Genomic DNA, 23,261 nt, shown 5'->3' on the forward strand with positions numbered 1-23,261 from the left:
ACTCAATCTGTAGGCGGCTATGTATCAAACTTCAATTTCGAATCAGTGGCGACAAATCCAACGTCAGAACTTTACCAACTGGGAGAAACTTGCTGATTTTCTGGAATTAGACGAGTTTCATCGCCAAGAGATCATGAAAAATCCCCGATTTGTTCTCAATCTTCCGATTAGGCTGGCAAAAAAGATTGAAAAGGGGAATTTGAATGATCCCATTTTGAGGCAATTCCTTCCGATGGTTGCGGAAATGGTAGAAACGGCGGGTTTCGTCAGCGATCCTGTTGGCGACCATGCTTGCAGGAAAGCTTCCAAACTTTTACATAAATACAATGGCAGGGTTCTACTGGTTTCCACAAGCGCTTGCGCGATGCATTGCAGATATTGTTTTCGTCAAAATTTTGATTACGAAGTGGAAGATAAAACTTTTGATGAAGAGTTGGAAGTGATTTCGAAAGATGAGACGATCAAAGAGGTGATTCTAAGTGGAGGAGATCCTCTTTCCCTATCTAATCGCCATTTGGGTGCTTTGCTTGAAAAAATTTCGGCGATTCCCCACATTAACCGCCTCCGCTTTCACAGCAGGTTTCCTATTGGCATCCCGGAAAGAATCGATGATGAGTTCCTTGAGGCGGTCGATCGATTGCCGCATCAAGTCTGGTTTGTGATCCATTGCAACCATCCCAGGGAATTGGACAAAGATATTTTCGATCGTCTGAACACTTTGCGGAAATTAGGAGTCAATATTTTGAATCAGGCGGTTCTCTTAAGGGGAGTCAATGATGATGCGGATACTTTAGCTGAGCTTTGTGAAACATTATCTGATCATGGAATTTTTCCTTACTATCTTCATCAGCTGGACCGTGTTCAAGGCGCCTCCCATTTTGAAGTCAGTAAAGAAGAGGGATTGCAGTTGATCGATCAATTAACGCGCCGCTTGCCGGGATATGCTGTTCCTAAATATGTGCAAGAAATTGCTGGAGAACCTAGTAAAACCCCTTTGAATTGATGATGACGCAGCCGACTGGACATTTCCTCCCTCTTGAAGACCCTGATCCTAAGGAAAGGGGTGATTTTTCTGTCCACGAGCCTGCTATTGGGATCGAGAAGGTGTGCAAAATTGCTTTTCATGTGTTGACAGCCCTTGCAGTCCTTGCAACGGCTTCGGTCATCATCGCAACAGTCTTTACCGGCACATTGCCGCTTGCAGTCTTGATTGTTTCATCGACAGCTTTGGCAATCTTATTGACTGCACAAGCTGTCAATTTGGTTAAGCCATTTCTTCCTCAAAAGGTCCAGCATGGCATCAATGTGATCCAAGCGACCGTGGTCGATCTCTTTGCCCTTTTGGCATTGGCTTTCATGTTTCCAATGAAGCAAAGCTGGTTTGATCCTCAAACAGGCGATCCCGGTCAGACGCCGATTTTATTAGTGCATGGGTACCTTCATAATAGTTCAGGGTGGGTTTATCATCGGCATCACTATAAAAAAGCGGGTTTTACCAATGTATTCACAGTAGATCTTGGCCACCCTTTCCATTCGATTGAAGCGTATTCGCATGCAGTGCGGAAAAAAGTTGAAGAGATCCGGGAAAAAACAGGACGCAGCGATATTCGGTTGATCGGCCACTCGATGGGAGGGGTTGTTTCGGCGCACTACGCATTGCATCACGCAGAAGAGGATGGAGTTGAGGTGAAAGACTTAATCACGCTTGGCTCTCCTTTGATGGGAACGCGTGTGGGGCGGATTGGAGTGGGTAAATGTGCAAAGCAGATGTGTTTTGGCTCCGATTACATTTCCGACCTTAGCAATCGGTTGAAAGAAAGTACAATTCCTCATTTTCATCAGGGAAGCAAAGCTGACATCGTGATTCTGCCTCATCGTTCGTCGTTCAATGATTGCAGAGATAAAGATACTCTGGTTTACAGCGATTTAGGACATGGATCGTTCCTATTTTCCGACCGCGTCGTCCGCGCGAACATTCACAGGCTTTCGAGCGAATAGCTTGCCTGACAGCTCTCTTTTTGATAAATTGCCGGTATGATTGATCTACCGGCTGTTGCAATTCTTTCTTTTCTTTTTCTTTTGGGAGCTGTCTTTTGGAAATGGGGCAGTTCGTTTCAGGTTCCTCACCTGAAATTTTCCCAATTACAGCCTCTGATTGAAGGGCCGTTAAGCCTCAAACAAAAGTATGCAAAACTGCCCCGTTATCTGTTGATTGCAGCTGGTTTTTTCTTCTCAACGGCCTTTCTTGACCCTCATTACTTTGTAGAAAAAGCGCCGGAGGTGAAGAAAGAGACGCCTCTCCAGCAAGTCAGTATTCCCAGCGAAGGGATCGCGATCTATTTAGTGTTGGATCAGTCAGGGTCAATGTCGGAGGAAGTTAAAGTTTTCCGAAAAACAATCACTAAGATGGACCTGCTGAAAGAGGTCACTAAAGGCTTTGTCCTTGGAAATAAACAGGAAGGTTTAACCGGGCGCCCTCAGGATATGATGGGATTGGTGACTTTTGCTCGCGGGGCGCAGGTGCTAGCTCCCTTGACGCTTGACCATCAAGCGATCATCGACCAGCTGAGCAAGCTGCAGTACACAACGGATCTTGAGCAAGACGGCACTGCGATCGGATATGCTATCTACAAAACTGCCAATCTTATTGCTGCGACACGGCATTATGCGGAAGAATTAGAGGGAGCGGGAAAACCGGCATATACGATAAAAAACTCGATCATGATTTTAGTGACTGACGGATTGCAGGCGCCCAATCCTTTGGATCAGGGAAAAGAATTTAGAAATGTCGAGTTATTGGATGCAGCTGTTTACGCCAAAAAACTAGGAGTTAAGGTGTACATCATCAATGTAGAGCCTAGGATCGCTTCAGAAGAGTTTTCTGCACACCGTTTGCTGATGAAGAAAATCACAGAGCTGACAGGGGGGAGATTCTATATGGTCGACAACTCGCTCAATCTGTCAAGCATCTATTCTGAAATCGATCAGTTGGAAAAAAGTCCGCTTCCTTTGGAAACTCAATACATTTCACCTCCTAAATCGATGCAGCCGCAGCTGTATCGCAGGGTTTCTTTCTACCCGTATTTGGTTGCTGCAGGAATGCTCTGTTTTCTCCTTTCGATTGTTCTTGAAACGCGCGTATTTCGGAGGGTTCCATGATCCCTTCCGACCTTCATTTTGCTTTTCCTGAAGGACTTTATCTTTTTCCTTTGGCTTTTTTGATCACTTTTTTGCTTTGGGGGTTGATCCGCTATCGTGCAGATCTCCTTTCGACTTTTTTCCATCACACTGTCATTGAAGAGGTCAGGGTGCCGCGGTCTCAATACACCTCTTGGGGAAGAGTTGCAGCGAGTTTTCTTCTTTGGATTTTTGCAAGCTTTGCGTTCATGCAGCCTCAGGGAAATGGACGGTATCCTTTGGAAAGTGGAGTGCAGGGAGGAGAAAAGAAAGAAGAGGAAGGAGAGGCGACTGCACAAAGGAAAGCGCATGATATCATTTTTTTAGTTGATGCTTCAGCCTCGATGGGGGTCAGAGATACTCGTACAGGGGTCAGTCGACTGGAATACGCTAAAGAGACCGTAGATGAGATTGTCAGTAGACTGCGGGGAGAAAGCGTTGCACTGTACGCATTTACATCGGATACAACCCGTTTATCGCCTCCGACGATGGATTATTTGTTTGTTCGTTTGGTTTTGCGGGATATGGAAATTAATGAAGGGGATCTTGCGGGAACGAACCTTGTCGAAGCGTTGTCCGATATGCGGGATGCGTATTTTTCCGAACAGAGTCCCAAAATGAAAACACTTGTTCTGATTACTGACGGAGGGGATACTGAACTGGAGGAGATGAAGGGCGAGTCGCGAAACTCTCAGATTGAGATGCTTTTGTCTTTGATTCCAGATGCTGAAAAATATCAGCTTAGAATTTTTACGATTGGGATGGGAACGAAGAAAGGGGAAAAGATTCCGGGAGTTGAAGATAACGGGAAACCTGTTGTTTCAAGCCTCGATGAAGAGCTGCTGAAAAAACTTAGCGACAAAGGGCGGGGAGCCTATTATTTTGCCAATCAATGGACAGTTATGGATCTAGCGGGAGATTTGATGAAGAAGATAGGGGAGGAGAAACCTCCTCTCGAAGAGTTCACTGTTGCGCGTTCTTCAGGGCTTACCAAGGGAAAAAGCGACTTGGTGTATGATTTATATTTTCAATTTCCCCTTGGCATTGCGCTCTTTATGCTGCTGTGGGTACTCTTTTTCCCCGAAACCAGAGTGCGGCAGCGATGAGATGGTGCCTAGGGTTTTTCATCCTGTTGACCATGTTTCTTGGAGCTGATGAAGAGATGCAGCTAATTAGGCAAGCGGACGCTTATTTTCATGCAAAAGAGTATACGCGTGCTTTTGAGCTGTATGCTTCGCTGTTGAATGAGAACCTGGCCTCTTGGCAGCAAGCACGGCTGCGCTACAACCTAGGCACTATCTTGATGTGGAAGGGAGAGGCGGAAAAAGCTTCCCGTCAATTTTCCGAAGTGCCGTTTTCCATTAAGAGCACTCCCTATCTTGCACGCGCTTTGCAGACCAATCTTGCCATCTTAAACTTTCGCATGGCTCGAGCTGGTTTAAGCGGGGGAAAGGCTGATCTGGAAATATATTCTCAAGCGCTTCGAGAGTTGAGAACAGCGATGGAACATGTTGATAGGGCGGAAAAGGCAGAGTGTCGGCTGCAAGAGGTTAAAGGGGGAAAGAGATGCGGGTGGAAAAGCGATTTAAAGGAGCTTAGAGAAGCCATTAAGTATTGGCTAGCCGTTGTTTTAGACGATTATGGCAATGCTAAAGTGGTTGAATCGCCCTCAAAAGAAGGGATTCCTTATTTGATTACCGGAACCAATTTAGCAGAAGCCCACTTGGATTTTTTGGAATCTGTTCCTGCTGAGAATCCATTAAGAGACGCTTATCAAAAGCTGTTTACAAGAGACATGCAAGCTTGGGGTCTCTTTTGGCAGGCTCAGGAAGAGAAAATTGAAGAGCTTGCAAGCGCTCGCAGCGCGTTTGATCAAGGAACGCGTTTGATGGAGGAAGCAAAGTATGGCAAAAGCAGGCTTGCGTTTTTAGATGCGGAGGCTAAGCTGACTGAATTGATGCAGCAGCTTTTAGGGGATGATCCTTTTACTGAATTGCTAAGAAAGGTCCTGATCGACTATCAATATGCTTTGGATCAGCTTCCCGTACAACCTGCCACACTTTATCAACTTACTGTTCGTCAGAAGCAGGTCAATGAGATAGCAGAAGGCAGCAATGCAAAAATGGAATTTCTTGGGCTTTCGAATGTACAGCTTGAAATGGCTTTGGAATCTGCGAAAAGGGGACAGGAAGCGTTGTCTCGGCTGTATTTGCAAGAAGCTAGGCAATGGATGCGAAGGTTGCTGCGTGGAGAAAATCCGTCTCCGGAAGAAATATTGGAAGCCTCTTTACAGGATCAGGAACATGCCTTGGAGTTTAACTATGCGTTGGAACGTGTTGAAAATCGTGAAGAGAAGCTTGAAGCACTCTTGAAGGGAGCTCAAAGCTTGACTTTGCAGACTGCAGCTCCCTTCCTCAAGGCTGTTTTGGAGAAGGAGATCCAGGAATGGCCGAAACGTTGTCAGTGCACCCCTTGGAATCGTGTCATCCCCTTGTTTGCCAAAGGCGAGGAGGCGGCGCTTGCAGCCGAAGCCTTGTTCAAGCAGAATCATGAGAGTCCTCAAGGGATGCGCAAGCAGGAAGAGGCGGTAGACTATTGGAAGCAAGCGCTTCGCGCATTGCGCCATCCCGAGGAAGAAAAAAAAGAAGAAGAGAAGCCGCAGCAAAAGCCCCCTCCACCTCAGGAAGAAAAGGAGGAGAAACAGCCGATTGAAGAAGTGATGCGCCAGCTGCAAAAGATGCATCGCGATGATCGCAAGGCTGATCCTGGTTCCAGGCAAATACAAAAAGGAATACGTCCATGGTAAAAGCTTCGCAAGTGATCGGATTGCTGATGATGATCGTGACAACGGCTTTGGCTGCGCAGGATGTGATTGTAACTTCTGAAGTCGAGGAGAAGGGAAAGGTGGGGATGCCCTTAAAAGGGACAGTTACGATTACCCACGATCTCAAAGAGCAAGTCGATGAAAATAGTTTTATGCTGGGCGATGCACCTCTTGAAGTGGAGCATTTGAAAGAGGTGCAAGTCGCTCCCAATTCGCCTCTGACAATATCGATCTACACATTTACTCTGATGCCTGATGAAGCTGGGCTGCACGAATTGCCGCAGGTTAAAGTGACTGTTGGAGGAAAGGACTACAGATCGTTTGCAACGACCTACCGTGTAGAAGAGGTAAAAGCGACTCCGGTTACTCCCGGATCTTCTTCTTCCTCTTCTATCGTGTTGAGGATCGAACCGCTCATCGTGGGTGATACTCCCTTATATCCGGGGCAGCGCATTAAAGTTGGATACAGATATATTTTCAATTACAGCCAGGATTTGAAAAAGGAAATTGTTCCTTTGTTGGAAGCCAAGGGATTTCGCAAGGTCGGAGGAAAGACTCAGGAAACAAAGATGAGCGGCAAGTTGGTTCACTTAGATGTGTTGCAAGAGGTGGAGGCGATTGAACCCGGAGAGTATCATTTCGAGCCTGCAAAAATTCAAGGCCGAGCTTGGCGCAAAGGGCGGTTTGGGCAGAAAGATCTTGCTATCAACGACTCAGTTGCGGAAAGCGAGCCTATCTCAATTACAGTCCTTCCGTTTCCTAAACAAAACCAGCCGCCGTCGTTTAATGGGGCAATTGGGACAAAGCTCTCCTTTGATACGATTTTACTTACAGAGGATAAATTGACAGTAGGGGATAAGATGAAATTGAAGCTTGAGTTCAAAGGTACAGGAGAGCTTGCTTCCCTTCCTATCCTTGACATTTGTTGCCAACCTGGGATGAGCGGATTTTTTCGTTTGAGCGATTTGCCGCCTGAGGAGAGCTTGCAGGGGGATGCAAAGGTGTTTATTGTCGAGATGCGTCCCCTGACCGATCAAGCGAAAGAGATACCGGCGCTTGAGTTCTCCTACTTCAATCCAGAAAAGAAAAGCTACCAAACCGTTAAAAGCGATCCTATCCCTCTTGAGATTGCACCGTTGAAAGAGGGGGAAAAGATCGATGAAGAGGCATCCGATCAGAAACAGGACCTGGGAAAACCGCCTGTCATCGAGGAAAAATCTGAACTTCCGGCGATCGAAATTGAAGGCGCCAAAGGGGTGGAAGAAGCGGATCTTAAAAACCTTCCTTTCGGCTCTCCCTGGGTGATCTACTTCATTCCGTTTTTTATTGCAGGCTTATTATTTCAAAAGCATTTGCGAGAGCATCTTCTCAAAAAGCAGCAGGAAGAAAAGATCGAGACTAGCAGGGATCTTTTTTATGATGCTTTGGATGGGGGGGCGGCAGATCCGCAATTTTACCGAAAGCTTCACCGTGCATTTATTTTGCGGCTATATGAGCGAGGGCTTGTTAAAAACCTTTCGATGACAACAGATCTGCTTCCTGATGAGGGAGTTTCAGGAGATGTTAAAGCATTTCTAACTGAAATTGAAACCAAACGTTTTTCTGGAAGGGAAGAGGAGCTTGGTTTTGAAGAAATTAACCGCGCAAAGAAACTGTTTAAAGAAATTTAGGTAAAGTGCCATGAGAAATCCACTAACAGTGCTTATTCTTTTGATTTTTGCGGGAGCAGTTGTGAATCATTTTGTTTACAAGCATGAAGAAAAAATAGACCGGCTTGAAACTCTTAAAAAGGCGTATAGCGGATACGTCGAGGGGGAATCTGCTGAGAGTCTCGATGAAAGGGAGAAGGCGTTTAACCAATCTCTTAAGAACTACATAGATCTTGAGAGGGATGATCAACCCGAATACGGAAATGGAAAGCTTTACTTCGACATAGGAAATGCTTATTTTCAATTGGGGAATTATCCTTTTGCAGTGCTGTACTATTACAAGGCGCTCAAGTTGATGCCCAGAGAGGATATTGTGGGAAGAAATTTATCAACTGCGTTGAATAAATTAGGGATTGGCGAGAAGAAGAAAGAAACAGTGTTTCAAAATCTCTTTTTCTTCCATTTTTATCTTTCTGTACCGGAGAGGCTGCAGCTGTTTACTCTGTTTGCATTTGCTGCGTTTTTTCTTTTTTCCGTTTTTATCTGGTTGAGGAAAGAGCTGTTCAAAACAGTTGGGAAGATTGCAGCTTTTGCAGCGTTCCTTTTTTTTGCCAGCTTCCTCTATTCGCATTATCTTTCTCCGATAGAGGCAGTGATTGTGAAATCGAGCGACCTGTACAGGGATTCGGGGTTTCAGTATGCAAAGGTTCAAGAGGAACCCATTTTGTCAGGAAATAAAGTTGAGGTACTGGATGTGATTGATCAGGGTGCCTGGCTGAAGATCCGTTTGCAAGGGGGCGAGCTTGGTTATGTTCCGCAGGAGGCAGTCCGCATTATTTAAATCGCCTACAGGCTCTTAGAGTACGGTTGCAATTATCTTTTCGTTCCTTTTAATATATACCGAACCGACTTCAAAAACCGATTCTTGAAGTCGGTTCGGTATAGTATCTGCTCGAGATTAAGGAGAGAGTATGCAGAATTTGGTTAAACATCGCCGAAGCCACCCATGGCATGGACTGCCATTAGGGAAAAAAGCACCTGAAGAGATCAATTGTTTTATTGAAATCGTCCCTTCCGATACCATCAAATATGAACTGGATAAGGAAACCGGTCTGTTGAAGATCGACCGGCCTCAAAAATTTTCTAGTGTCTGTCCAACACTTTATGGATTTGTTCCTAGGACCTATGCCGGAAACCTTTCTGCTGCCCATTGTATGGAAAAGACAGGGTTGAAAGGGATCAAAGGAGACGGAGATCCAATAGATATCTGCGTTTTAACCGAAAAAATGATCCCCCGAGGCGATATTATGCTGCGCGCCATTCCAATTGGAGGGTTTCGCATGATCGATGGCAATGAAGCCGATGATAAATTGATCAGTGTTCTTGTTGATGACTTTGTTTATGGGGGAATGAAGGACTTGTCCGATTGCCCGCCGGCATTGATCGAACGATTGAGGCATTATTTTTTGACCTATAAAGATTATCCAGGCGCTGAGCCAAGGAAAGTTGTTATTGCACACGATTACGGTTTCCATGAAGCTATAGAAGTGATCAAGTGTGGAATTCAGGACTATTCAGACAAATTTTCAATCGATTAAAGTTGCATTTACAATGTAAAACTTTTATACTGCAACAGTTTCTTGAAGTTTAAAATCTTATAGATTTCATGGATATTGGACGACGCGCTCTTTATAATTTAATCCGCATGAATTGGATTAATGATCCTACGACTCCTTACGAAAGATGGCAGGTTGAGGATTATCGCTCCCTGTCCGATTCCCAACTTTTTCATCTATTGCAAGGTTTGGGTATTCCATGGGACAGTGAGGCGTTTCTCCTCTATGCCCAGTCCGTCGAATCTCCGGAAGAGCTTACCGATCTGCTGCTGAAAGACGCAGATCTTGAACCGGCCGAGCAGGACCGCATCTATCTTGTGCTGTTCGAAATTTGGCGGCGTTTGCTTCCGGATCGAATGAGTCTTTCCTTGTTTAGCGATGAGCTTGATCATCAGATTTTTATGTATGATAAAGGAGATGTCTCCACTGCTGAATCTATTCAGGATGCGATCGCCAATCTTCAGGATCTCATGGACGATCATGTCGATGAGGGGGAAAGCCACCAACAGATCTTTCAATTGATCAGCGAGGCTTGCGCCAATGACCTGGAAAGTTTTCTCTATGATTACATTGCCGAACAGATCGATAACGATGATTCGGGATATGCGGCGGAGCTAGTAGAGGGTCTGGATCCCTATATCGGCAAAAGCATGTGGTTTGAGCTGCTGAAGGTGCGTTTGCTAGAATTGGAAGATCCAGAAGCCTCGCAGGAGGAATTGCGCAAACTATTAGCTAAAGCAATGAGAGAAAAGGAATTGACGTTCAATTTGGAAGTGTTGGCATTTGTTTCGCAATGCGGAGAGAAGAAAGATTTCAACAAAATGGTGCGCGCGTCTATCCCCCTTCTCAATATAGAAGAGGATTTTCAGGAGCTTTTGTCTATTTGTGAAGATTATTACCGTTGCCTGGATGAAGATGGCAAAGAACAGGCAGTTCAGGAGATTCTAAATCCTCGCAGCTATTACGATCTTTCAGAAAATCTTGATCCTGATGATCCAGGCTTGAAAGAGCTTCTTGACCTCATCAAATAGTCGTGTCGAAAAAAAATCTGTTTCGTAATTAATTGGGAATCAATGTGATTCGCTTCGCTATTTTGTTAGATTTTTTTTTCACCTACTCGTTTTAAATCCAACATGTTAGAATCCCTGTCTTAGTGCTCTGTGTGAAAAGTTTTTGAAACAAATTTTCACACAGAGCACTAGCACATTTCCTAGAAAGTTTTTCAACAAATGCCGAAGTTGACTAAAATCTAGAAAAAAGTGATATCTAAACTCTGTCAAAACACAAATTGTTGTGGTTTTTTAGGGGGATAAACACAAGATATTGTGTTTACACTGATTGGTATAATTGTTGAACATTTTACAGCAAGGAAGGGAGAAGCAAGAAATGGTAAAACCTACGGCAAGAGCGATGGCAACATCATTAAGAACTTACCATCGGCCGATCAAAGAGGGTGAATCGGTATTGGAGAGTTGGGATGAAGTTGTTGGGCGTGTGATCAGCCATCAGCGGTGGTTATGGGAAAGAGCGCTTGGCAGAACGCTTAGCGAACGCGAGAGCCATGAATTGGAAGAGTGTCGGCAACTGATCACAAATCGTCAAATGGCTCCTGCCGGACGGACTCTTTGGCTTGGAGGCACAGAGCTTAGCCGTAAAAGAGAATCCAGCATGTTTAACTGCTCATTTACGTTTGTGGAGACGGTTTACGATTTAGTTGATGTTTTGTGGCTTTTACTTCAGGGGTGCGGCGTTGGATTTAAACCGATAACCGGTACCTTGAACGGCTTTAGGCGGCCCTTGCAAGAAATTAAAGTGATCCGCTCCAATCGTGCTGGAAAAGGGGGAGTTGTTCACAATGTGGAAACCTACGATCCTGAGACGCATACCTGGACGATTAAAGTGGGGGATTCCGCAATTGCTTGGGCGAAAGCGATTGGAAAGCTAGTGGCGGGAAAATTTCCTGCGAAGTCATTGATTTTGGATTTCTCTGAGATCCGCCCCGCAGGCACTCGTCTGAAAGGTTATGGATGGATTTCATCAGGAGATGAGCAGATTGCTAAAGCCTTTAAAGCGATTGCACAGATCCTCTCCGACCGCTCGGATCAACTGTTGACTCGGATGGATATTCTCGATATCGTCAATTGGCTGGGGACGATCCTTTCAAGCCGTCGGTCAGCACAAATTGCTCTTTTTGAGTACGGTCAGCCGGAATGGGAGGATTTTTCCCTTGCAAAGAAAGAGTGGTGGATCACAGGAAATGCTCATCGCCAGCAATCGAATAATAGTTTGCTGTTCCGGCAAAAGCCGACGAGAGAGGAGTTGGAAAATGTCTTTGAGATCATGTTGGACGCCGGCGGATCCGAACCAGGGATTATCAATGCCGAAGAAGCTGAGAGGCGTGCTCCTTGGTTTAAGGGATGCAATCCTTGTGTCGAAATTTTGCTTGGCAATAAGAGCTTCTGCAACTTGACGGAAGTCAATGTTCTTTCATTCAAAGGGGATAAAGTGGGGCTTGAGCGGGCGTTGTTTTTGGCAGGCCGCATGAACTATCGGCAAACGATGGTAGATCTTCGCGATGAAATTCTTCAGGAAGCGTGGCATTTGAACAATGAGTTCCTCCACCTTTGCGGCGTCGGTTTGACAGGAATCCGCGCGCGTTCCGATCTCACTGCCTATGATTACAAAAGAATGCGCAATATCACCGTAAGCGCAGCTTATAGCATGGCGAACGAGCTTGATTCTCCATTGCCCAAAAACGTCACATGCATTAAACCCAGCGGGACATTGAGCAAAATCATGGGAACAGAGGATTGGGGGGAAGTGCCTGAGGGGGTGCATATGCCTTTGGGTAAATACCTGTTCAATAATATCACCTATTCCAGGCATGATCCGTTGGTTGGCAAATTCCGCGTCGCCGGATATTCTGTTATTGAGAAGCCGTATGAACCTGAGTCGGTGCTTGTAAAATTTCCTGTGAAGTTTGAAAGCGTTCCATTTGCCCGCAAGACTGTAACGAGGAAAAATGGAAAGGTAGAAGAGGTAGATGTCAATGCAGATACAGCAGTAGAACAATTGGAGTGGTATAAGCTTTTGCAGGAAACCTGGTGCGAGCAAAACGTGTCCAATACAATTTCATACGATCCTTCTGAAGTGCCTCAGATCATTGATTGGTTTATGGAAAATTGGGACTCTTATGTGGGAGCTTCTTTTATTTTCCGCAATGATCCAACTAAAAATGCGGAAGATTTGGGATATGCGTACCTGCCGCAGGAAGTGGTGACTAAGGAGGCTTATGAGGAATATGTCTCTCAACTTAAAGAAATTGATTATAGCGGCTTAGAGATGCGCGATGAGGAGCTTCAAGAAGAGATGTGTCTCAATGGTGCTTGTCCAGTCCGATAGCTTTTTTTCATGACATAGGCGAAAGCTTACGCAGCTTTCGCCTTGTTTTTTGCCCTCTCTTCTTCTCTGAGAACCCTGCGCAGGATTTTTCCCACAGGAGTTTTAGGGAGTTCGTCTCGAAAGTCAATGTAATGGGGCACCTTGTAGGGAGTTAGCTGCTTCCGGCAAAAAGTGATGACGTCTTCAAATGTCAGACTGGGATCTTTTCGTACGATGACTGCCTTGACAGCTTCGCCTGTCCACTCAACATTCTCAACTCCAATCACAGCAGCTTCCAGAATTTGGGGGTGAGACATGAGCACTTCCTCAACTTCATTTGGATAAACATTGAATCCGGAGACTAGGATCATGTCTTTTTTTCTGTCGACCAGAAAGATCAACCCCTCGTTGTTGACCCTCACGATGTCTCCTGTGCGGAACCACCCATCTTTAAAGAATGCATGAGCAGTTTCTTCAGGCATGTTCCAATATTCCGACATCACTTGAGGACCTCTGACACACAGCTCTCCAACTTCCCCAATGGGAACAGAATTGCCGTTCTCGTCTTTGACATCGATCTCAGTGCTTGGAATCGGATATCCGATTCCTCCTGTAAAAGCCCTTTTTTCAAACGAATTGATGGTGACAACAGGGCTTGTTTCTGTTAGTCCATAGCCTTCCGTAATAGCGACACCGGTCACCTCTTCCCATTGATCAGCGACATTTTTCGTTGTAGGCATCCCTCCAGTGATGCAGCATTTCAATTTGGAAAAATCAACGGACTTAAATTCTTCGTTGTGCAACAGAGCGTTACACAAGGTGTTAATGCTGATCATAAAGGTGAATGGCGTGTGTTTGAGCTCTTTAATAAATCCTGGGATGTCTCGCGGATTGGTGATCAGCACGCATTCAGCTCCAAGTCCAATCATGACAAAACAGCTGATGGTCAGCGAAAATATATGGTAAAGCGGCAGAGGTGAAATCGTCACTTCTTTCCCTTCGGTTAATTGAAATTTCGCCCATTCAAGACATTGCAAGGTGTTAGCGACAATGTTTCTATGAGAAAGAACAGCTCCTTTTGCCACTCCTGTCGTTCCTCCGGTATATTGCAGGAATGCGGTGTCGCTTCCGGAAAGTTCGACTGATTGAAAAACTTTATTGGAGCCTTCCGATAAAACGGTATTGAACTCAATTGCATTAGGTAGAAAGAAAGAGGGGATCATCCGTTTGAAGTATTTAACAACGATATTGACGATATGCCCTTTAAGAAAGCCGTGCATGTCTCCCAATTGCGTCACGATGATGTTTTTAACAGGTGTATTCGGAAGAGATTCTTCCAGAGTATGGCCGAAGTTAGCCATGACAACGATAGATTCTGCGCCGGAATCTGAAAGCTGGTTTGTTAGTTCTTTCGGAGTATACAGAGGATTGACATTGACCACGATCAGCCCTGCCCTGAGCGCTCCGAATAGCGCTAAGTAATACTGCAAACAGTTGGGCATCATGATTGCTAACCGGTCGCCTTTTTTCAGGTGTAGGCAATGTTGTAGATAAGCTGCAAAGTGGCGTGTTTTTTCTTCGAGCTCTCGGTAAGTCAACGATGTACCCATATTGGAAACGGCTTTTAGGTCGGCAAACTTTTCGCAGTTCTTCTTGAAGAAATCGGCAATGGAACTGTATTGGTCAGGATCGATTTCCTGATGAATTCCTTCGGTATAAGATTTGTACCACACTTTTTCCATGGACGACCTCCTATTTGCCTCTAGTTATAGATATAAATTATTTTAAAATAAAATGCAAATAGGGAATGCTAAAAAAATAATTGATTTTTTATGTTGGAAGTCTTTTCCGTATAAAAATAGTTCCAACAAGATTAACGATAGAAGAGAGGGTATCTGGTTTTCTTTCTATTTTTAGCTCTTGAAGTTTCTGTTTGATGAAGTGTCGATTGACAATTTTTGGGTGTATGATCCCTATTATCGACACAGGGATAGAGCCTGCATGCACAATTGCTTCATAGCTATTTTCGTAAAAACATTTTTTAAATTTAGGAGCAAAGCCCATTGTAGCGGTTACTGCTATGGCTGAAAAAATAGTCATGGCCACGTTGTATATAAGAAATTCGAGGCCATCAAAAACAGCGCTAACAAAATCCATTCTTGTGCATAACGAGGTTTTAACGATCAATTCGTTTGGATCTTCTTTTTTGATGATACCAGCAGTGTGGTAGTAAAAGTAAAAATTTTTTATTTCAGAAATAATTCCGTTCATTGATATTTTTTAATTTAAAAAGGGATTATTTTAATAAAAATAAATTAAAAAATCAATAAATTTTAAGAGGTTGGAAATCAAGGTAATCACACGAAGTCAATGCATAGTTAACACCGTTTTTTTCTCCAAAGAGGGAAACTCCCTTTTTCAAACTATGCAGGTGGCCAAATACACAAGTTTGAATTCCATATTTTTCAAGAAGGCGTGATGCCCTGGAATCGGCAAGGCTTGCGCTGAGTGGAGGATAATGGGTCATACAGAGGCGATGAGAGGCATGATCTCTTAACTCTTTTAAGCTAAGTTCGAGGCGGATGAGCTCCTTAGCATAGATTTTCCCGTTTTTTTCATCCTCCGCTTCATAGGCGGCAAGCTTTTTGGCCGGGGTACCCTCTTTGACGTCGATGAAGGCGTTGAAATTGAATTCAGCAGTATCCCACAACCGAGCTCCTGCGATCGCGACTCCCTGAAAATTGAAGACGTTATTTTGAATGATGTGCAGCGAAGAGGGGAGTATACTTTCCACTTTGCTTTTGGACGACCACCAATAATCGTGATTGCCGCGTATCATCACTTTTGTTCCCGGAAGCTTATCTATCCATTCCAGATCTGGAATGGCATCCTCTAAGTGGGTTGCCCAGGAAATGTCTCCAGGAAGAAGCACTAGGTCTTGCGGTTTGATAGAGGAGATCCAATTGGATTTCAATCTTTCTGTCCAATTGCTCCACGTTTCCCCAAAAGCTTCCATCCCTTTATTGGGAACACCGAAAGAAAGGTGTAAATCGCCGATGGCCCAGATGTTAAAATTCATCGTTTGGCTTTCCATCCCTCTTTTCGGTAACGCTCAGCTTCTTTTGAAGGATCTTTGGCCTCTGTGATTCCACGTCCAACAATCATGATATCTGAGCCGTTGATACTCAGGATTTTTTCCGGGGTATTGTATTGTTGCCCTAAAGAGTCGGAACCTTCGGAGAGCTTGATTCCAGGAGTCATGTGGATGAAGCGGGGATCTTCTGTCAGTTTTTCCTGACAAATGAATCCGATCACAAAATCAGAATACTCTTTAGCTAAGCAGACAGCTTGGCTCGTGTAATCGCCTTGAGCAAGCGATCCCTTGGAACTCATTTGAGCAAGAAGCAACAGCCCGTTGCCTTTGGGAAGTCCAGTTTCCCGCAAGCCTTCGATGATGCCGGGGCCGGGGATGATGTGGCAATTTGTCAGGCTTGCCCAATCAGCGATTCGGTAGATTCCTTTTTCATACTGCTGCTTGGAGATAGTTCCGATATCGGCAAACTTTCGATCTTCGAAGATGAGAAACTGGTGGCGTTCAGCCAGCTGAGTGAGTTTTTGCGTAATAGAGGGGGTAAAATCTTCTAATAGATCAATGTGTGTTTTTAAGACGCAGATATGCGGGCCGACCTGTTCGATAAAATCGAGCAGCTGAGCTGAATGCGCCCCGTCGCAGTTAACTGCGAGATTCGTTTGCTTCTGCTCCATGAGTGTGAAAAGTTTTTTAGAGGCGGGATTTGAGCAAAGTGCGGCTCGATCGCCATATGATAGAATCGTTGTCATGTGATGCTGAAATGGTTTTGTTTGATGAATTGCTGCACATTTTGAACGATATCGCCCGTAACTACCCCTTGCGATTCAAGAGAAGTCAGCAAATCTGTGATCGTTAGGACGGAGTGGAGGCGATATCCCTCTTTCTCAAGCTTTTCTTTTGCCCCCTGCTGCCTGTCGAGAAGCACCGCTATGTCGCAGACCTCGATCCCTTCTGCTTGAAGGGGACGGATGGTTTCAAAAACACTTGCTCCGCTAGTCACCAGATCTTCGATAATCAAGCATCTCTGACCAGCCTTGTACAGTCCTTCGATTGCCTGTTTTGTCCCATACTCTTTTTTTTCTTTGCGCCTCATGACCATGGGAATTTGATGCTTAAGCGAAATGGCTGTCGCCATTGGAAGGACTGTGTAGGGAACGCCGCATAAGAGATCTTTAGGAAGAGAGTTGATCCTATTCCATATGGCGTCTGCAATGCAGCTGAGAAGGGAAGGAACAGAAATGATTAGGCGTAAGTCGATGTAGATCGGGGAGGTGATACCGCTTTTAAGCGTAAAGGTGCCGAACTTAATGGCGCCGATATTGTATAGGTCTCTCATCAGCGAATCATTAGGCATATTGGTGTCCTTGATGATATTTTGATGCCAGATAAGGATCCCACATCATTCCTGTAGCAGTCATTGCAATTGAGGCGCCGGCGTCTAGCATTTGCTTCAGGTGTTCTGGTTGAGTCGCGCCTCCGGTAGCCATAAGCTCTAAGCCAAGCTTCTCTTTGTCGATGACTTCCCGCGCCTCACGAGTGAATGCAAGGGCAGCTTTGAAAATGGGAGCGCCGCAAATGCCGCAGGTCTGCCGGCTGTGGGATAACGGAGGATGAACTGCCATGCTGATCGTATTGATGCCGCAGACTGCCCGAGCTCCAGCTCTTGCAGCTGCTGTGAGTACTTTTTGCAGTCGCCGTTGATCAGGAATCGCTCCCAGTTTGATCACAAGGGGAGTGTCGCCGATCACGCCGACTAGCTTGCGTGAAAGCTCCTCTACCGCTTCTGGATTTGCAAATAGGTTGCCCTCTTTTTTTGAGACATTGGGACAAGAAAGATTTGCTTCGATGACAGGCGATCCGCAAAGGCTTGCAAGCCTTGCACAATCTAAATATTCCTCTTCTGTTGTTCCAAAAATGGAGACGATCAGCAGCTGACCCGGATGCAGCTTTTCTATAGCGAGAGGGATATCCTTTTTTAAATAGTCGGGGGAGCGGGAGGGGTTGCCAAACGAGTTGGTGATCGCTAGCTGGTCGATGGAGGTTGGCGGCAGGTTTTGTCTTTTGATGCGATCCGGAAGATTTGCCGGGTCAAGCTGATCGGGAGCATCGATAAATGCGATGTTTGGGAGAGGATGGCTAGGATGCTCATAGCTGCGTATTGTTTTGTAGGTTAAGACATCGTAGCCGAGATCTGCTGCCAGGCTGATCCAATTAGCGTTTAAAAGGGGGCCTGCGGGCACTCCAATGGGAGATGCAATGTTGAATCCCAGAAACTCCTTCCATGAAAAGGGAGGTCTAACAGGGATGGTCCCTTTGAAAAAAGGTCCGTCGGCCAAATTTTCCAAATAGGTTTTTTCAGGATTATAGAGGGGTTGCATCTTCTGCCTTAAAAGGGTTGCCGTTTAAGATTGTATAGACGGGCCACCCTTTCAAAGTCATGCCTGAATAGGGGGACCATCCGCATTTGGTCAGCATATCAATGTCGCTGACTGTTTTTTCCATTTCCATATCCACAAGGACAGCGTCTGAGCTGCGGCAGAGATTGTAAATGTGTTCGAGATTGATGCGCATCAGTTTGACAACCTGTTCTAAAGAGATTTTCCCTTCGTTGCACGCGTTCAACAAAAGGGGAAGCGTTGTTTCTATCCCGGGGATGCCGGAAGGCGCTTTTCCAAAGGGGAGTTTTTTTTCGTCCAATGTATGCGGCGCATGATCGGAACCGATCGAGTCAATCGTTTCGTCATGGATCGCTTCCCAAAGCGCTTCCTGATCTTTTTTGGTGCGTAAAGGAGGATTGACTTGCACTTTTGTTCCCCATTTTTCGTATGCTTCCTCATTGAGGAAAAGGTGATGGGGGGTGGTTTCCGCAAAGACGAGGATCTGCTGCTTTCTTGCTTGCCTCACCAGGCTCAACTCCTCTTTTGTGCTGAGATGCAGAATGTAGACACGGGTGTTGTATTTGTCGGCTAGTGCGATCGCTAATTCCGTTGCTTTGATCGCTGCGGAGCGGTCTCTGATTTTTGAGTGGATAGCGGGATTTTTTTCATTGGCAAATTTTTTTTGACGCTCTTTAAGAATCTTTTCATCTTCCGCGTGGACAGCTACCATGAGATTGTGCTGGGCTGCCAGTTCAAATGCCCTGTCGATCGACTCCAGGTCTTCCATGACCAGTCCGCCGGTGGAAGATCCCATAAAGATTTTTATTCCAATCACTTCGCTGCTGATTTGTCCGACAGAGAGGATACGGTCTTTATCGGCGCCAAAAAACAGTTTGTAGTTCAAGGGAATCCCGCACTCTTTCAATTGCTTGTCGATCAGGAGCTTTTTTTGTTGAAAACTTTCCGGGTCGACACAAGGAGGCTGATTGTTGGGCATGTCGAAGACTGTTGTGATTCCGCCGCGGATGGCGGCTTTTGCCCCTGAGATCCAATTTTCCTTGTGTTCAGATCCCGGTGTGCGGAAATGTACGTGAGCGTCAATCAATCCTGGCAGGCGCACCAGCCTTTTTTCGCAGTCGATTGCCATCTCCTTTTCCGAACGGACAAGGAGGTCTTCGACTCCGTTTCCAAGCGTCATCACATTTTTCAATCGGATCATGAGTCTATCCGCATTAGATGTCCTGGTGTGAAAATTGTTTGCGGCAATAGTGGCATTGCAGCTGAATATTCCCTTTCCATCGCTCTTTGACAAGGATGATGGAGTCGACTTTTTCCTGACTAGAGATGCACAAAGTGTTCGGACAAGAAATCACGCTTTGAATTTTTTTGGGAAGCGAAACTTGAAATTTTTCCTGCACTTCGTAATTGTTAATGATGTTGACTGTGGCTAGCGGTGCAAGGATAGCGGTTTTAGACGCCGATTCAGAGGAAAGGACAAAGCCCTCTATTTTGATCAAATCTTTCAACCCGAGAATGCCGCTCGGCAGATTTAAACCCAGTGTAGTCTGGAGGCGTTCGGTCGATAGATTGAGCAATTTGACGATTTTCAAGGCTTTCCCCGCAGGGATATGGTCGATGACGGTGCCGTTTTGAATGGCAGATACCGGAAGTGTCTTTTCAAGCGTTGGCATCCTTAAATTTCTCCCAAAAGAGTTAATGCAAGCAGTGCCTGCCTTGTACAGAGTCCATTGCCTGCTTGCTGAAAATAATATGCCTTTGGTGAGTTGTCAACCTGTGGATCGATTTCCTGCATCCTTGGAAGGGGATGCAGCACCTTTAAGTTGGGCCGGCTCTGCTCCAATAGCTGAAGAGTTGCTTTGATCGATTGATTCACTGTTTGTAACTGTTTGCGGTCTTGAAAACGCTCTTCTTGTATCCGCGTCATATATAGGATATCTAGTTTAGGCATCACTTCTTCAAGAGATCTGTGAAAGGAAAATTTGATCCCGTTTTCTTTGAGGTGGTCGCAGAGCGGTTTCGGCATTTCCAAAGATTCCGGTGCGATAAAGTACAGGCGGCATTGAAAGGAAATCAATGCTTCCGCCAGCGAATGGACAGTGCGGCCGTGTTTCAGGTCTCCGGCAAGAGCGATGGAGAGACTCTCAAGCCTGCCTTGCGTCTCTCGTATGGTGAAGAGATCGAGAAATGTTTGCGTTGGGTGTTGATTTGAACCATCTCCGGCGTTGATCACGGGAATTTCGATGCTGTCGGCAGCTAATTGCGCCGAGCCTTCCAGAGGATGGCGGATCACGGCGATGTCCGCGTAATAATCGAGCATTTTCATGGAATCGCGAAGGGTTTCTCCCTTGCGTGTCGAGATATTGGAAGCATTATCGAAGCCGATGACAGATCCTCCTAAACGGTGCATTGCAGATTCAAAAGAGAGCCGCGTACGTGTAGAAGGTTCAAAAAAACAACTTCCGAGAATTTTTCCCCTTAATAGGTCGGATTGGGGCGACCGTTTAAGTTTTTCTGCAGTATCAAGAATGTGCAGGATTTCATCTCTTGAGAAATCTGCTATGTGAATGATATCGCGACTCTTATAGGCCATGCTCAAGGATGATGATGCGGGCCGGGTTATTTTTCAATAGGTTTTCAAGCTAAAAATAAATTTTCGACTCGATCAGCAAAATGTTGAGGGTATGGGCCCATCCTGTGGCCATGTTGATGTGCTGCATGAGATACAAACACCGGACCTTATTGCCTGTTTTCGATAAGGAAAGCTGGATACCTGCTCCAAAGCGATTTTCGAAAAATTTCTGCAGATTTCTAAAAAAAAATTCATTAGAAAAATAGAGGTCTCCTTTTTTACAATAAGGAATGATTGGATAGGCTAGTGAGATTCTATTTCGGTAGACCCAGTGATTTCCGTAATAGTGGATCACGAATCGATGGCGATTACTGATGTTGATTTCTCCAACATTCCATTTTCCACTAAAATCGATAAGCTGCTCAGGGTAGGTGGCCCAGCCATGATCGCTATTTCTGACTTTATGCCTGTAGTAAACATGGATGTTCCAATGGTCGTTAAATGTGTAGGCGATTCCTATGTCGTTTTGGTGTCTGACGAGGTTGCTATAGACGCCTTTCCATCTTTCTTCTGTTTGGAAAACAAACGACCATTTGTCTGTAATTTTTTGATTAAAGTAAGCAATTTGCCAGTATTGAAACTCAGTTCCTAAGCAGAATGCAGGTAAGAAAAAAAGAAAAAAAATACGGCTCATTTAAGTAAATATGAGCCGTGTTTCCCGTTATTGTCAATCTGCTTGTTGTTCTAGATAATACAGATACAACTCTTCGGCATTTCGCGGCATACGATCTGTTAAAATGACAGAAACCGTCTGGTAAAATTGATCGCGCAAGAGCCAATTCTCAAATCCTTTTAGGTCATAAGTGTCGGGAAGTGACTTAATCCAATCTCTAATGTTCTCAGCTTGATCTTCAAAAACGGTGTTCAAAGCAGTGCTTAACGCATCATATTCGGTTTTCATTTTGATTTTGAGCTCGATATCCAATGAAAAGGTTTTATTGATTCGTTCAATAGTCTCTTTGAGATCGCGATTAAGCTTTGCGTCTTCTTCGTTACTTAAATCAAATTCGACGTGTTGCAAGGGGTCGTGAATGTTTTCGGCCGCCTTCTCAACAAGCACTCTTAATTGGATATGGAAGTATTTCTGGTAGGGAGTGGTGATAGCGGCTTCTCCAAGAACGTCTAGAGCTGTGTTGACCAAGTTAACAAAATTTGGTAAATCGTTGCCGATAGATTCAAATAACTGCGCCTTTTTAAAGGCTGATAGACAACGAACAATGGATTTATTTCCTTCAAAATACTTGAAGAGTTCTTCAACTTTTGATCGATCTAAACGGACTTTTAAGAGATTTACTAATATCTTTTCTCTTAATTCATCGTCTAATGTCATGACGAGCGGTTCAAGGATGTTAATTTTTTCCTTTAAAGAGTCGTTTTCTGTATCGGTTGTTTCAAAAACTGCCAAGAATGTTTGATGGTATTTCTCTGCGATCTCCTGCTGTTTTTTGAGGAACTCTTCCGGCTTATCCGGCAGTGTTTTAACAAGCTTTGCCAGCGGAAGATACTGTTCTTCAAATTCTTCAAGAGGGTCGATCTTAAGTGCTGAAGCTTTTCTATTCAATTCATCAGCAATTGCGCCTTTAATGGAGTCAACAGCGTCAAAACGCTCAAATGCATCAGGGGAACTTTCCTCTATTGCCTGCTCTACCAATTGTTGCGCGGCATATTGAAGAATAGTCGGATTTTGAAGCCTTTCTAAAGGGAATCGATTCGCTTGTTGTTGCACAGCTTGCTTTTTTTCCTGAAGCCAGGTATTGAAGTCTCCACTTTGATAAGAATCGATGATGTGCTCAGCTAGTGCTCGCATACATTTGTTTACGACTCTGGCGATATTTGGGCTCTTTTCTTTATCTTCTTCGATTACCTCTGCTATTCTTTGCTCAAGCGTTGGAGGTGCTTTAACTTCAGGTTCATCAATCTCTTCAACTTTGTCAATCACGCTGTCAGAATCCGGATTGATCGGATCGGGAAAAGGATTTTCATGCTCTTCAGGTTTTTCAGATTCTTGCGATAAAAAGTCGGATCTGCTGTTCTCTAAGGGGTTTTCAATGGGAACAAAGTTCAGTAACTGAGCCATCAACGGACGTCCGTAAAATAGATTCTCAATATGAAAATAGGCCCGCATCGCATCATAAGGTTTGAAAAGTCCGATCAAAGAGACAATTTCCAAGGCGATGAAAGCAAATGGTTGAGCAACAGCGCGCAGAGCGTCTTTGCCGGTTTCTATTGCGCGAGCTTTGAAGTTGTAGCCATTCTCTTCTTTGTCTGTTTTCCAAAAGTGGTAGCCTGAGATGACTCGTAAAACACGAAAGCCAATGTTAGCGGTTGATAGTGCTAGATGTGTCAGAGGAGTGGAGATGGCTAATACGCCTGATTTCGCCCTCATGTCGCTTTTTTCAATAAGAGGATATGCTTGATTTGTTGTTTGATCGATAAGAAAACCATTGTGATTTGTCCATGTTCCTGAGATGTTGAATGACATGATATTTATCAAA

The 23,261-nt window shown here is 44.9% G+C and carries 21 protein-coding genes; 10 read left to right on the forward strand and 11 right to left on the reverse strand.

Features of this window, described 5'->3' with window-relative positions; all coding sequences use genetic code 11:
* The first annotated feature begins 19 nt into the window (after positions 1-19).
* The 10 genes from epmB (at position 20) to nrdJ (ending at position 12,668) form a co-directional block, all read left to right on the forward strand.
* Complete coding sequence (epmB, locus tag WCW_RS01550; RefSeq protein WP_013181425.1) at positions 20-1,003, forward strand: EF-P beta-lysylation protein EpmB; 984 nt, start codon at positions 20-22, stop codon at positions 1,001-1,003.
* 2 nt (positions 1,004-1,005) lie between these two features.
* The gene (locus tag WCW_RS01555) at positions 1,006-1,998 is read left to right on the forward strand and encodes an esterase/lipase family protein (protein WP_169302727.1); all 993 of its coding nucleotides are present in this window, start codon (positions 1,006-1,008) and stop codon (positions 1,996-1,998) included.
* Between the two features lie 36 nt (positions 1,999-2,034).
* Complete coding sequence (locus WCW_RS01560) at positions 2,035-3,159, forward strand: vWA domain-containing protein (protein ID WP_013181427.1); 1,125 nt, start codon at positions 2,035-2,037, stop codon at positions 3,157-3,159.
* Positions 3,156-4,283 carry a vWA domain-containing protein gene (locus tag WCW_RS01565; protein WP_013181428.1) on the forward strand — a complete coding sequence of 376 codons (1,128 nt, stop codon included), beginning with the start codon at positions 3,156-3,158 and terminating at the stop codon, positions 4,281-4,283. The genes WCW_RS01560 and WCW_RS01565 overlap by 4 nt, the downstream gene beginning before the upstream one ends.
* Positions 4,280-5,983 carry a hypothetical protein gene (locus WCW_RS01570; protein ID WP_013181429.1) on the forward strand — a complete coding sequence of 568 codons (1,704 nt, stop codon included), beginning with the start codon at positions 4,280-4,282 and terminating at the stop codon, positions 5,981-5,983. The genes WCW_RS01565 and WCW_RS01570 overlap by 4 nt, the downstream gene beginning before the upstream one ends.
* Positions 5,977-7,671 (forward strand): BatD family protein, encoded by a 1,695-nt coding sequence (locus tag WCW_RS01575; RefSeq protein ID WP_013181430.1) that lies wholly within the window; start codon positions 5,977-5,979, stop codon positions 7,669-7,671. Before WCW_RS01570 ends, WCW_RS01575 begins: the two co-directional genes overlap by 7 nt.
* A 10-nt stretch (positions 7,672-7,681) precedes the next feature.
* Entirely contained in the window at positions 7,682-8,491 is an 810-nt protein-coding gene (locus WCW_RS01580) for a hypothetical protein (protein ID WP_013181431.1), read from the forward strand.
* Positions 8,492-8,621: 130 nt separating this feature from the next.
* On the forward strand, positions 8,622-9,248 hold the full coding sequence (locus WCW_RS01585; protein WP_013181432.1) for an inorganic pyrophosphatase: 627 nt from the start codon (positions 8,622-8,624) through the stop codon (positions 9,246-9,248).
* A 68-nt stretch (positions 9,249-9,316) separates the two neighbouring features.
* The gene (locus tag WCW_RS01590) at positions 9,317-10,297 is read left to right on the forward strand and encodes a hypothetical protein (protein ID WP_013181433.1); all 981 of its coding nucleotides are present in this window, start codon (positions 9,317-9,319) and stop codon (positions 10,295-10,297) included.
* Between the two features lie 355 nt (positions 10,298-10,652).
* The gene (gene nrdJ, locus WCW_RS01595; protein WP_013181434.1) at positions 10,653-12,668 is read left to right on the forward strand and encodes a ribonucleoside-triphosphate reductase, adenosylcobalamin-dependent; all 2,016 of its coding nucleotides are present in this window, start codon (positions 10,653-10,655) and stop codon (positions 12,666-12,668) included.
* Positions 12,669-12,694: 26 nt separating this feature from the next.
* Here the strand turns inward: nrdJ and WCW_RS01600 are convergent, their stop codons facing one another.
* The 11 genes from WCW_RS01600 to WCW_RS01650 form a co-directional block, all read right to left on the reverse strand.
* Positions 12,695-14,389 (reverse strand): AMP-binding protein, encoded by a 1,695-nt coding sequence (locus WCW_RS01600; RefSeq protein ID WP_013181435.1) that lies wholly within the window; start codon positions 14,387-14,389, stop codon positions 12,695-12,697.
* Positions 14,390-14,477: 88 nt separating this feature from the next.
* A complete protein-coding gene (locus WCW_RS01605; RefSeq protein WP_013181436.1) occupies positions 14,478-14,918 on the reverse strand; it encodes a hypothetical protein in 441 nt (146 codons plus the stop codon).
* Positions 14,919-14,970: 52 nt separating this feature from the next.
* The gene (locus WCW_RS01610) at positions 14,971-15,726 is read right to left on the reverse strand and encodes a metallophosphoesterase (RefSeq protein WP_041941462.1); all 756 of its coding nucleotides are present in this window, start codon (positions 15,724-15,726) and stop codon (positions 14,971-14,973) included.
* Positions 15,723-16,487: an orotidine-5'-phosphate decarboxylase gene (gene pyrF / locus WCW_RS01615; protein WP_013181438.1), complete on the reverse strand. Its 765-nt coding sequence runs from the start codon at positions 16,485-16,487 to the stop codon at positions 15,723-15,725. The genes WCW_RS01610 and pyrF overlap by 4 nt, the downstream gene beginning before the upstream one ends.
* Positions 16,484-17,092, reverse strand: coding sequence for an orotate phosphoribosyltransferase (locus tag WCW_RS01620; RefSeq protein ID WP_013181439.1), 609 nt, complete (start codon positions 17,090-17,092; stop codon positions 16,484-16,486). Before WCW_RS01620 ends, pyrF begins: the two co-directional genes overlap by 4 nt.
* Complete coding sequence (locus WCW_RS01625) at positions 17,085-18,116, reverse strand: beta/alpha barrel domain-containing protein (RefSeq protein ID WP_013181440.1); 1,032 nt, start codon at positions 18,114-18,116, stop codon at positions 17,085-17,087. The genes WCW_RS01620 and WCW_RS01625 overlap by 8 nt, the downstream gene beginning before the upstream one ends.
* Positions 18,100-19,335 carry a dihydroorotase gene (locus WCW_RS01630; protein ID WP_013181441.1) on the reverse strand — a complete coding sequence of 412 codons (1,236 nt, stop codon included), beginning with the start codon at positions 19,333-19,335 and terminating at the stop codon, positions 18,100-18,102. The genes WCW_RS01625 and WCW_RS01630 overlap by 17 nt, the downstream gene beginning before the upstream one ends.
* Before the next feature lie 13 nt (positions 19,336-19,348).
* Positions 19,349-19,807: an aspartate carbamoyltransferase regulatory subunit gene (gene pyrI / locus WCW_RS01635; protein WP_013181442.1), complete on the reverse strand. Its 459-nt coding sequence runs from the start codon at positions 19,805-19,807 to the stop codon at positions 19,349-19,351.
* Positions 19,808-19,809: 2 nt separating this feature from the next.
* Positions 19,810-20,727 carry an aspartate carbamoyltransferase gene (pyrB, locus tag WCW_RS01640; RefSeq protein ID WP_013181443.1) on the reverse strand — a complete coding sequence of 306 codons (918 nt, stop codon included), beginning with the start codon at positions 20,725-20,727 and terminating at the stop codon, positions 19,810-19,812.
* A 49-nt stretch (positions 20,728-20,776) separates the two neighbouring features.
* Positions 20,777-21,400 (reverse strand): DUF2490 domain-containing protein, encoded by a 624-nt coding sequence (locus tag WCW_RS01645; RefSeq protein ID WP_013181444.1) that lies wholly within the window; start codon positions 21,398-21,400, stop codon positions 20,777-20,779.
* A 33-nt stretch (positions 21,401-21,433) separates the two neighbouring features.
* On the reverse strand, positions 21,434-23,248 hold the full coding sequence (locus tag WCW_RS01650; RefSeq protein ID WP_013181445.1) for a hypothetical protein: 1,815 nt from the start codon (positions 23,246-23,248) through the stop codon (positions 21,434-21,436).
* Between the last annotated feature and the right edge of the window lie 13 nt (positions 23,249-23,261).

Source organism: Waddlia chondrophila WSU 86-1044 (assembly GCF_000092785.1).
Lineage (GTDB): Bacteria > Chlamydiota > Chlamydiia > Chlamydiales > Waddliaceae > Waddlia > Waddlia chondrophila.